The 10,169-nt window shown below is 68.6% G+C and carries 10 protein-coding genes and 1 tRNA gene; 9 read left to right on the forward strand and 2 right to left on the reverse strand.

Annotation, left to right across the window (positions count from 1 at the left end; all coding sequences use genetic code 11):
- Nucleotides 1–229, reverse strand: a 229-nt coding sequence (locus tag OG2516_RS19930; RefSeq protein ID WP_007255232.1) for a DUF7092 domain-containing protein, incomplete at its 3' end; no start/stop codon positions are given.
- Nucleotides 230–321: 92 nt separating this feature from the next.
- Nucleotides 322–939 carry a DUF374 domain-containing protein gene (locus OG2516_RS19935; RefSeq protein WP_007255234.1) on the reverse strand — a complete coding sequence of 206 codons (618 nt, stop codon included), beginning with the start codon at nucleotides 937–939 and terminating at the stop codon, nucleotides 322–324.
- Between the two features lie 164 nt (nucleotides 940–1,103).
- Between OG2516_RS19935 and OG2516_RS08470 the strand changes: the two genes are divergently transcribed.
- The 9 genes from OG2516_RS08470 to rpoB all read left to right on the forward strand — a co-directional run bounded on the left by OG2516_RS08470 (nucleotide 1,104) and on the right by rpoB (nucleotide 10,167).
- Nucleotides 1,104–1,179: transfer RNA gene (locus OG2516_RS08470), tRNA-Trp, on the forward strand.
- A 28-nt stretch (nucleotides 1,180–1,207) separates the two neighbouring features.
- Complete coding sequence (locus OG2516_RS08475) at nucleotides 1,208–2,095, forward strand: hypothetical protein (RefSeq protein ID WP_007255235.1); 888 nt, start codon at nucleotides 1,208–1,210, stop codon at nucleotides 2,093–2,095.
- A 54-nt stretch (nucleotides 2,096–2,149) separates the two neighbouring features.
- Nucleotides 2,150–2,350, forward strand: coding sequence for a preprotein translocase subunit SecE (gene secE / locus OG2516_RS08480; RefSeq protein WP_007255236.1), 201 nt, complete (start codon nucleotides 2,150–2,152; stop codon nucleotides 2,348–2,350).
- A gap of 163 nt (nucleotides 2,351–2,513) precedes the next feature.
- Nucleotides 2,514–3,047, forward strand: coding sequence for a transcription termination/antitermination protein NusG (gene nusG / locus OG2516_RS08485; RefSeq protein ID WP_007255237.1), 534 nt, complete (start codon nucleotides 2,514–2,516; stop codon nucleotides 3,045–3,047).
- 195 nt (nucleotides 3,048–3,242) lie between these two features.
- Nucleotides 3,243–3,668 carry a 50S ribosomal protein L11 gene (gene rplK / locus OG2516_RS08490; RefSeq protein ID WP_007255238.1) on the forward strand — a complete coding sequence of 142 codons (426 nt, stop codon included), beginning with the start codon at nucleotides 3,243–3,245 and terminating at the stop codon, nucleotides 3,666–3,668.
- Complete coding sequence (gene rplA / locus OG2516_RS08495; protein ID WP_007255239.1) at nucleotides 3,668–4,375, forward strand: 50S ribosomal protein L1; 708 nt, start codon at nucleotides 3,668–3,670, stop codon at nucleotides 4,373–4,375. The genes rplK and rplA overlap by 1 nt, the downstream gene beginning before the upstream one ends.
- Before the next feature lie 401 nt (nucleotides 4,376–4,776).
- Entirely contained in the window at nucleotides 4,777–5,295 is a 519-nt protein-coding gene (rplJ, locus tag OG2516_RS08500; RefSeq protein ID WP_040615026.1) for a 50S ribosomal protein L10, read from the forward strand.
- Nucleotides 5,296–5,366: 71 nt separating this feature from the next.
- Nucleotides 5,367–5,747, forward strand: coding sequence for a 50S ribosomal protein L7/L12 (gene rplL / locus OG2516_RS08505; RefSeq protein WP_007255241.1), 381 nt, complete (start codon nucleotides 5,367–5,369; stop codon nucleotides 5,745–5,747).
- A gap of 274 nt (nucleotides 5,748–6,021) precedes the next feature.
- Nucleotides 6,022–10,167, forward strand: a complete 4,146-nt coding sequence (gene rpoB, locus OG2516_RS08510; protein WP_007255242.1) for a DNA-directed RNA polymerase subunit beta — start codon at nucleotides 6,022–6,024, stop codon at nucleotides 10,165–10,167.
- Nucleotides 10,168–10,169 lie beyond the last annotated feature (2 nt).

Genomic DNA, 10,169 nt, shown 5'->3' on the forward strand with positions numbered 1-10,169 from the left:
CGAGGCGCAGCACGGCCTGGTCGCCGCCGGCCTGGTCGCGCAGGCGGCGGATCTCGTCGTAGGGCCAGCGCGCGCCCACGTCCTCGAGCACCAGCTCGCCGGTGGCGTCGTCGAAGGAGAGCGCCGTCGCGCGCGCCGCGGCGCTCGTCCCATCGAGGTAGATGCCGTGGCCGCGAAAGCGCGGCGGGGTGCGCCCGACGGCAATGACCGTACCCGGCGTGCGGCTCATATCGCCGCCCCCACGTCGAGCGCCTCGGCGAAGCCCTCCGCCTCGGCGAACTCGTCGCGCGCCTGTTGGTGCAGCACCCGGCCCCGCCCCCCCTACGGCCCCGGCGCCATCCCCAGCCGCTCGTCGACCCGCGCCTGCACCCGGTCCAGCGCCGCCGTCAGCGCCGCCCGGGCCGCCTCGGCCTCCTCGGTCGTGGGGCGGCGGGGGATCGGGGCGTCCCAGCGCTCGATGATCCAGGCGCCGGGGCCGAAGGGCAGGGGCAGCATCAGCCGGTCCCACGAGCCGAGGCGCAGGTGGCGGCGGGTCGCGCCGGCGACGAGGAAGATCGGCGCGCCGGAGGTGCGGGCCCAGTCGATGGCGGTGCTGCGGGCCTGCCGCGCCGGGCCCAGCGGCCCGTCGAGCGCCAGCCCGATGCTCGCCCCGCCGCGCAGCGCGCGCAGCACCGTGCGCGAGGTGGCGACGTTCGACGCGCCGCCCTTCATCGCCACCTGCCGCATCCCGAAGCTCTCCTGCACCGCCGCGCCGACGCGGCCGGCGGGGGAGGGGTCGCGCAGGGCGATGACCTCGGGAATCAGCCGCCCCGACAGCCAGGCCGCGAAGGCCAGCCGCGAGTGCCACGTGGCGACGATCACCGGCCCCTCCGCCAGCGCCGCCGCGAGCGCGTCCGCGCCCTCGCCGTGCCAGCGGGTGGTGGCGAAACAGCCCTTCACGCACGCCGCCAGGAGCCGGCCAATCGCGCGGGGGAGGGCTTCGGACCGGTCCAGTCGCTTGCGCAATCTTCGGAGCATGGCGGCGATGTCGCCCGATTGTGCATTCCGCCGCAAGGGCGGACTTGCGCGGGCCGCCGATAGGAGGTATCCGGCAGTCCGGCCACAGGGGTATAGCTCAGTTGGTAGAGCATCGGTCTCCAAAACCGAGGGTCGTGGGTTCGAGTCCCCCTGCCCCTGCCAGGCCGCCTCCGAACATGTTGCACCGGCCATGACCGCTCTCGAGCGGGTGGTGCTCCATGTCGGCGCCCACAAGACGGGCACCACCCATTTCCAGAAGGGGCTGCGCAAGGGCCGCGCCGATCTCGAGGCGGCGGGCTGCGCGCTCTACCTGCCGAGCGACCTGCGCCCGGCGCCCAGGCTCGCGCGGATGCTCGGCGTCTCGTTCCAGTCCGGGCGGCGGCGCGACGACTGGTCGCCCGCGCTGCCCGAGGCGATGGCACGCGGCAAGCCGACGCTGGTGATCTCCGAGGAGAACGTGCTCGGCCCGCTCTCGGGCGCCGCCGAGGGGCCGATGGAGCGGGTCTATCCCGAGGCCGCCCCGCGCCTGCGGACGCTGCTCTGCGGGCTCGGCGGGGTGCCGGCGACGGTGCTGCTGTCGGTGCGCGATCCGGGGCGGTTCGTGCTCTCGGCCTACAGCCAGGCGCTGCTCGCGGGGCGGGGCGGGGCGTGGCAGGCGTTCGTTGCGCGGATGCCGGTGGAACGGGTGGACTGGGCCGACCTCGCCGCCCGGATCGTGGCGCTGGAGGGCGTCGCCGAGCTCGTCGTCTGGCGGCTCGAGGACTACCCCGAGATCGCCAACGCCGCGGTCGCGCGCATCGCGGGCCGGCCGCTGCCCTCGCCGCCCTGGTTCGCCCACGACGCCGCGCACCAGGGCCTGTCGGCCGCCGCCGTGGCCGCGGCGCTGGCCGCGCCGGAGGGCGCGCGCCGCAAGGCCGCCGCCTCCGAGGCCCGCCAGGCGCTGCCCCGCAGCGAGCGCAACCCGCCGTTCCGCCCCCTGTCGCCCGGGGCCGAGGCCGCCTCGGCCGCCGCCTATGCCGACCAGATCGCCCGGCTCGACAGGATGGCGCGGGTGGTGCGGCTCGGCAAAGCGGGTTGAACAGCGCGCGGCGAGCGCGTATCTGACCCGCTGTCGCGAGAAAGGACAGCCCAGATGGCCCGCACCAACCCCGCCCAGTTCATCTCCCAGGTCCGCGCCGAGGTCTCGAAGGTGACCTGGCCGACCCGCCGGGAGGTCGTGCTGACCACCGTTATGGTGTTCCTGATGGCCACGCTGGCTGCGATCTTCTTCTTCCTCGTCGACCTGGCGATCCGCTCCGGCCTGACCGGCGTGCTGTCGATGTTCGGCAGCTGACGCCCGCCGCCGCCCGCCGGGGTTGCACTCGGCGCTGACCGGCGGTAATGGAGCCCCCATCTGAACAGGCGGCGTGTCGCGAATCGCACGCCGCCTTGCTTTTCGGGGCCGGTCGCATCCGGCGGCACGCGCCCCGGGCAAACCCGAACGAAGCGGAACGTCGATGGCAAAGCGGTGGTATTCGGTGAGCGTCCTCTCGAACTTCGAGAAGAAGATCGCCGAGCAAATCAGGACGGCGGTGGCCGAGAACGGTCTCGAGGACCAGATCGACGAGGTCCTGGTGCCGACCGAGGAGGTCATCGAGGTGCGCCGCGGCAAGAAGGTGAGCACCGAGCGGCGCTTCATGCCCGGCTACGTGCTGGTGCACATGGAGATGTCCGACGAGGGCTACCATCTCGTCAACTCGATCAACCGGGTCACCGGCTTTCTCGGCCCCCAGGGCCGGCCGATGCCGATGCGCGACGCCGAGGTCAACGCGATCCTCAACCGCGTCCAGGAGGGCGAGGAGAGCCCGCGCACGCTGATCCACTTCGAGATCGGCGAGAAGGTGAAGGTCAACGACGGCCCGTTCGAGGATTTCGACGGCATGGTCGAGGAAGTCGACGAGGACAACCAGCGCCTCAAGGTGACGGTCTCGATCTTCGGCCGCGCCACGCCGGTCGAACTGGAATTCACTCAGGTCTCCAAGCAGGGCTGAGGGAGTGCCGGGCTGAAGCCCGGCCTACGGGGCTGGAGCGGATGCCGGGCGGTGTGCCGGGCTGAAGCCCGGCCTGCGGGCGGATCACCATCCCCCCGATCACCGTGGGAGGCGAGGGCGGCGCGCCGCCGGAGCCCGACCACGTCAACCGATCCCCGCGACGCGTCGCGGCGGAGTTGAAGAAGGAGAGGCCGCATGGCCAAGAAACGCGTCGGCAGCATGAAGCTGCAGGTGAAGGCCGCACAGGCCAACCCGTCTCCGCCGGTGGGCCCCGCCCTCGGTCAGCGCGGGATCAACATCATGGAATTCTGCAAGGCGTTCAACGCCAAGACGCAGGACATGGAGCCGGGCGCCCCGTGCCCGACGATCATCACCTACTACCAGGACAAGTCCTTCACGATGGACATCAAGACGCCCCCCGCGTCTTACTTCCTGAAGAAGGCCGCCAAGCTGAACTCGGGCGCCAAGCTCCCGGGCAAGGAGACGGCCGGCACGGTGACCGTCGCGCAGGTGCGCGAGATCGCCGAGGCGAAGATGAAGGATCTCTCCGCCAACGACATCGAGGGCGCGATGCAGATCATCCTGGGCTCCGCCCGCTCCATGGGCATCGAGGTGAAGTGATGGCGAAGCTCGGCAAACGTACCCGCTCCGCCCGCGAGGCCTTCGCCGGCAAGGAGAACCTGTCGGTCTCCGACGCCGTCAAGCTGGTCAAGGACAACGCCAAGGCGAAGTTCGACGAGACCATCGAGATCTCCGTCAACCTCGGCGTCGACCCGCGCCACGCCGACCAGATGGTCCGCGGCAAGGTCAGCCTGCCCAACGGCACCGGCAAGGACGTCCGCGTCGCGGTGTTCGCACGCGGCGACAAGGCGGAAGAGGCCAAGGCGGCCGGCGCCGACGTGGTCGGCGCGGAGGACCTCATGGAGCAGGTCCAGGGCGGCAACATCAACTTCGACCGCTGCATCGCCACGCCGGACATGATGCCGATCGTCGGCCGTCTCGGCAAGATCCTCGGCCCGCGCAACCTGATGCCGAACCCGAAGGTCGGCACGGTGACGATGGACGTGAAGGCCGCCGTCGAATCCGCCAAGGGCGGCGAGGTCCAGTTCAAGGCCGAGAAGGCCGGCGTCGTCCATGCCGGCATCGGCAAGGCCAGCTTCGACGCCGAGAAGCTCGAGCAGAACCTGCTCGCCTTCGTCGACGCGGTCCAGAAGGCCAAGCCGACGGGCGCCAAGGGCACCTACATGAAGAAGGTGAACCTGAGTTCGAGCATGGGCCCCGGCGTCTCCGTCGACGTCGTCTCGGCCACGGGCAACGCCCCGGCCTGACGCCGGCGCACGCGAATTTGGAAAGGGCCAGTCGCGCGGCGGCTGGCCCTTTTTCGTGGCCCCACGGCAGGGGTTGCGGCAGGCGCTGGATCGCGGCAAAGTGAGCGGTGCACCGCTGCGGCGAAAAAGTTCCCCGGCGGGCCTTCACAAGTTTGGCGAAAGGGTCTATTCCCACCCTCCGTTCCGGGGGTGACGTCGTGTTGCCGCCGGTGCGATTCGTCCGAGATGGTGGGCGGCGCAAGCCATAAGTCCTGCCTGAGACGGGAAACGACAAGATTTCTTCGGTAACCGCCAGCGGGCGCCGGGGCGAGATTGGACGGACCCGTAAGGACCCGAGAGCCGGGGCCGCGTGTCCCGGCTGAACTGAGCCGGAGGGTCATCCTCCAAACTTGGAGTAAACTGTGGATAGAGCCCAGAAAGAAAAGGTGGTCGAGGAACTCGGCCAGATCTTCGAAAGCTCTGGCGTCGTGGTGGTTGCCCACTACGAAGGTCTCACGGTTGCCGAAATGCAGGATCTGCGGGCGCGCATGCGCGACGCCGGCGGGTCCGTTCGCGTTGCCAAGAACAGGCTCGCCAAGATCGCCCTCGACGGCAAGCCCTGCGAGAACATCGCAGACTTCCTGACGGGCATGACCGTTCTCTCCTACTCGGAAGACCCGGTGGCTGCGGCCAAGGTGGTCGTCCAGTACGCCAAGGACAACGACAAGCTCGTTATCCTCGGCGGCGCCATGGGAGAGACGGCCCTTGACCCCGCCGGTGTCAAGGCGGTCTCCGAAATGCCGTCCCGCGAGGAGCTCATCGCTTCCATCGTGGGCTGCATCGGAGCCCCCGCCAGCAACATCGCGGGTGCGATCGGCGCGCCTGCCAGCAACATCGCGAGCATCCTCTCGACCATCGAAGAGAAGGCCGAGGCGGCATAAGGCATCCCCAGACCGTCGTGGGGTTGAACCCCCGCGCGTTGGAACACACATAACCGAACGGAAAGCATGAAATGGCTGATCTGAAGAAACTTGCCGAAGAGATCGTTGGTCTGACCCTTCTCGAGGCCCAGGAACTGAAAACCATCCTCAAGGACGAGTACGGCATCGAGCCCGCCGCCGGCGGCGCGGTCATGATGGCCGGCCCGGCCGGTGGTGACGCCGGTGGCGCCGCCGAGGAAGAGAAGACCGAGTTCGACGTCGTCCTGAAGAACGCCGGCGCCCAGAAGATCAACGTGATCAAGGAAGTCCGCGGCATCACCGGGCTTGGCCTCAAGGAAGCCAAGGACCTCGTGGAAGCGGGCGGCAAGATCAAGGAAGGCATCGACAAGGCCGAAGCCGAAGAGATCAAGTCCAAGCTCGAGGCGGCTGGCGCCGAAGTCGAGCTGGCCTGATTTGGCTGACGCGGCGCACGGCGGCCCCCGGGCCGCCCTGCGCCGCGCACGCATTGTGGGTCGGGTCCGGGTTTGCCGGTCCCGGCCTCGCCTGTCTCAGAGAAGATTGTTCGGCCGCGGCGGCAATCTTTTCTCGGGCAGGTCACCAGGGTCGGGAGGCAGCCGGTGGGACGGCAGCCAGGTATTGACCCCGTGACAACCCATCTCGGATGAGGATCCCGCCGTGGCCCAGCGGCAGAGTGTCCTCGCAGAGACCTGAAAGGTGACGCTCCACATGGCTCAGTCCTTCCTCGGCCAGAAACGACTCCGCAAATATTACGGCAAGATCCGCGAAGTGCTGGAAATGCCGAACCTCATCGAGGTGCAGAAGTCGTCCTACGACCTCTTCCTCAATTCCGGCGACCAGCCCGAGCCGATGGACGGCGAGGGCATCAAGGGCGTCTTCCAGTCCGTCTTCCCGATCAAGGACTTCAACGAGACCGCCGTGCTCGAGTTCGTCCGCTACGAGCTGGAGCGGCCGAAGTACGACGTCGAGGAGTGCCAGCAGCGCGACATGACCTACAGCGCGCCGCTCAAGGTGACGCTGCGCCTGATCGTGTTCGATGTCGACGAGGACACCGGCGCGAAGTCGGTCAAGGACATCAAGGAGCAGGACGTGTTCATGGGCGACATGCCCCTGATGACGCCCAACGGCACCTTCATCGTCAACGGCACCGAGCGGGTCATCGTCTCCCAGATGCATCGCTCCCCCGGCGTGTTCTTCGATCACGACAAGGGCAAGACGCACAGCTCGGGCAAGCTGCTCTTCGCCTGCCGCATCATCCCCTACCGCGGCTCCTGGCTCGACTTCGAGTTCGACGCCAAGGACCTCGTCTACGCGCGCATCGACCGCCGCCGCAAGCTGCCGGTGACGACCCTGCTCTATGCCCTCGGCATGGACCAGGAGGCGATCATGAACGCCTACTACAACACGGTCACCTACCGCTTCGAGAAGAACAAGGGCTGGGTCACCAAGTTCTTCCCCGAGCGCGTGCGCGGCACCCGCCCGGCGTTCGACCTCGTCGACGCGGCCACTGGCGAAGTGATCGCCAAGGCCGGCGAGAAGGTCACGCCGCGCCAGGTCAAGAAGCTGATCGACGAGGGTGAAGTCACCGAACTGCTCGTCCCGCACTCCCACATCGCGGGCAAGTTCGTCGCCACGGACATCATCAACGAGGAGAACGGCGCGATCTACGTCGAGGCCGGCGACGAGCTGACCATCGAGCGCGACAAGGAAGGCGAGATCATCGGCGGGACGGTCAAGGACCTGCTCGACGCCGGCGTCACCGACATCCCCGTGCTCGACATCGACAACGTCAACGTCGGTCCGTACATGCGCAACACCATGGCGCAGGACAAGAACATGAACCGGGAAACCGCGCTCATGGACATCTACCGGGTCATGCGCCCGGGCGAGCCGCCGACCGTCGACGCCGCCTCCACCCTGTTCGACAGCCTGTTCTTCGACTCCGAGCGCTACGACCTCTCCGCCGTGGGCCGCGTCAAGATGAACATGCGCCTCGCGCTCGACGCCGAGGACACCCAGCGCACGCTGCGCAAGGAAGACATCGTCTCCTGCATCAAGGCGCTCGTGGAGCTGCGTGACGGCAAGGGCGAGATCGACGACATCGACCACCTCGGCAACCGCCGGGTGCGCTCGGTCGGCGAGCTGATGGAGAACCAGTACCGCGTCGGCCTGCTCCGCATGGAGCGCGCGATCAAGGAGCGGATGTCGTCGGTCGAGATCGACACGGTGATGCCGCAGGACCTGATCAACGCCAAGCCGGCGGCGGCCGCGGTACGCGAGTTCTTCGGCTCCTCGCAGCTCAGCCAGTTCATGGACCAGACCAACCCGCTCTCGGAAGTCACCCACAAGCGCCGCCTCTCGGCGCTCGGCCCGGGCGGCCTGACCCGCGAGCGCGCCGGCTTCGAGGTGCGCGACGTGCACCCGACGCATTACGGCCGGATGTGCCCGATCGAGACGCCGGAAGGCCCGAACATCGGCCTGATCAACTCGCTCGCCACCTTCGCGCGGGTCAACAAGTACGGCTTCATCGAGACCCCGTACCGGGTGGTCAAGGACGCGCAGGTCACCGACGAGGTGCACTACATGTCCGCGACCGAGGAGATGCGCCACACCGTGGCGCAGGCCAACGCGACGCTCGACGACGCCGGCAACTTCCTCAACGACCTGGTGTCGACCCGTCAGTCGGGTGAATACACGCTCGCCCCGCGCGAGAACGTGGACCTCATCGACGTGTCGCCCAAGCAGCTGGTCTCCGTCGCCGCCTCGCTGATCCCGTTCCTCGAGAACGACGACGCCAACCGCGCCCTCATGGGCTCGAACATGCAGCGTCAGGCCGTGCCGCTCCTGCGGGCCGAGGCGCCCTACGTGGGCACCGGCATCGAGGGCAAGGTCGCGCTCGATTCCGGCGCGGCCATCGTCGCCCGCCGGGCCGGCGTGATCGACCAGGTCGACGCGGCGCGCATCGTCGTGCGCGCCACCGAGGATCTCGAGCCGGGCGATCCCGGCGTCGACATCTACCGGATGCGCAAGTTCCAGCGGTCGAACCAGAACACCTGCATCAACCAGCGTCCGCTGGTGAAGGTGGGCGACACGGTCGGCAAGGGCGAGGTCATCGCCGACGGTCCCTCGACCGACATCGGCGAGCTCGCGCTCGGCAAGAACGTCATCGTCGCGTTCATGCCGTGGAACGGCTACAACTACGAGGACTCGATCCTGATCTCCGAGCGGATCGTGAAGGACGACGTCTTCACCTCGATCCACATCGACGAGTTCGAGGTCGCCGCGCGCGACACCAAGCTCGGCCCGGAGGAGATCACCCGCGACATCCCCAACGTCGGCGAGGAAGCCCTGCGCAACCTCGACGAGGCGGGCATCGTCTACATCGGCGCCGAAGTGGGGCCGGGCGACATCCTCGTGGGCAAGATCACCCCGAAGGGCGAGAGCCCGATGACGCCGGAGGAGAAACTGCTCCGCGCGATCTTCGGCGAGAAGGCCAGCGACGTGCGCGACACCTCGCTGCGGCTGCCCCCGGGCGATTTCGGCACCATCGTCGAGGTCCGGGTGTTCAACCGCCACGGCGTCGAGAAGGACGAGCGCGCGCTGCAGATCGAGCGTGAAGAGGTGGAGCGCCTGAGCCGCGACCGCGACGACGAGCTCGCCATCCTCGACCGCAACATCTACGCCCGCCTGCGGACCCTGCTCGACGGCAAGACCGTCGCCAAGGGCCCCCGCGGCATCAAGGCCGGCGCCACGATCGACGCCGAGCTGCTCGACTCGCTGCCCCGCAGCCACTGGTGGCAGATCGCCCTCAAGGAAGAGGCCGACGCGCAGATCCTCGAGGCGCTCAACGAGCAGTACGAGGCGCAGAAGCGCCAGCTCGACGCGCGGTTCGAGGACAAGGTCGAGAAGGTCCGCCGCGGCGATGACCTGCCCCCGGGCGTGATGAAGATGGTCAAGGTGTTCGTGGCGGTGAAGCGCAAGCTGCAGCCGGGCGACAAGATGGCCGGCCGTCACGGCAACAAGGGCGTCATCTCCAAGGTCGTGCCCGAGGAAGACATGCCGTTCCTCGCCGACGGCACCCCGGTCGACTTCGTGCTCAACCCGCTCGGCGTGCCGAGCCGGATGAACGTCGGCCAGATCCTCGAGACCCACATGGGCTGGGCCGCGCGCGGCCTCGGCATCCAGATCGACGAGGCGCTGCAGGAATACCGCCGCTCCGGCGACCTGACGCCGGTGCGCGAGGCGATGCGCCTGGCCTACGGCGACGACGTCTACGACGAGGGTGTCGAGTCGATGGACGAGCAGCTCCTGCTCGAGGCCGCCGGCAACGTCACCCGCGGCGTCCCGATCGCGACCCCGGTCTTCGACGGGGCCAAGGAGGCGGACGTGGACGATGCGCTCCGGCGCGCCGGCTTCGACGAGAGCGGCCAGTCCGTCCTCTTCGACGGGCGCACGGGCGAGCAGTTCAGCCGCAAGGTGACGGTGGGGGTCAAGTACCTGCTCAAGCTGCATCACCTGGTGGACGACAAGATCCACGCGCGCTCGACCGGCCCGTACTCGCTGGTCACGCAGCAGCCCCTGGGCGGCAAGGCGCAGTTCGGCGGCCAGCGCTTCGGCGAGATGGAAGTCTGGGCGCTCGAGGCCTACGGCGCGGCCTACACGCTGCAGGAGATGCTGACGGTGAAGTCCGACGACGTGGCGGGCCGCACCAAGGTCTACGAGAGCATCGTCAAGGGCGAGGACAACTTCGAGGCCGGCGTGCCGGAATCGTTCAACGTCCTCGTGAAGGAAGTCCGGGGCCTCGGCCTCAACATGGAACTCCTGGACGCGGAAGAGGAGGAGGACGCCGAGTGAGG

The organism is Oceanicola granulosus HTCC2516, assembly GCF_000153305.1.
Classification (GTDB): domain Bacteria; phylum Pseudomonadota; class Alphaproteobacteria; order Rhodobacterales; family Rhodobacteraceae; genus Oceanicola; species Oceanicola granulosus.

Bases quoted from the DNA above. Each gene is read 5' to 3' on its own strand.
- rplL (WP_007255241.1), top strand. From the start codon at position 5,367: ATGGCTGATCTGAAGAAACTTGCCGAAGAGATCGTTGGTCTGACCCTT.
- rpoB (WP_007255242.1), top strand. From the start codon at position 6,022: ATGGCTCAGTCCTTCCTCGGCCAGAAACGACTCCGCAAATATTACGGC.
- nusG (WP_007255237.1), top strand. From the start codon at position 2,514: ATGGCAAAGCGGTGGTATTCGGTGAGCGTCCTCTCGAACTTCGAGAAG.
- OG2516_RS08475 (WP_007255235.1), top strand. From the start codon at position 1,208: ATGACCGCTCTCGAGCGGGTGGTGCTCCATGTCGGCGCCCACAAGACG.
- rplA (WP_007255239.1), top strand. From the start codon at position 3,668: ATGGCGAAGCTCGGCAAACGTACCCGCTCCGCCCGCGAGGCCTTCGCC.
- secE (WP_007255236.1), top strand. From the start codon at position 2,150: ATGGCCCGCACCAACCCCGCCCAGTTCATCTCCCAGGTCCGCGCCGAG.
- rplK (WP_007255238.1), top strand. From the start codon at position 3,243: ATGGCCAAGAAACGCGTCGGCAGCATGAAGCTGCAGGTGAAGGCCGCA.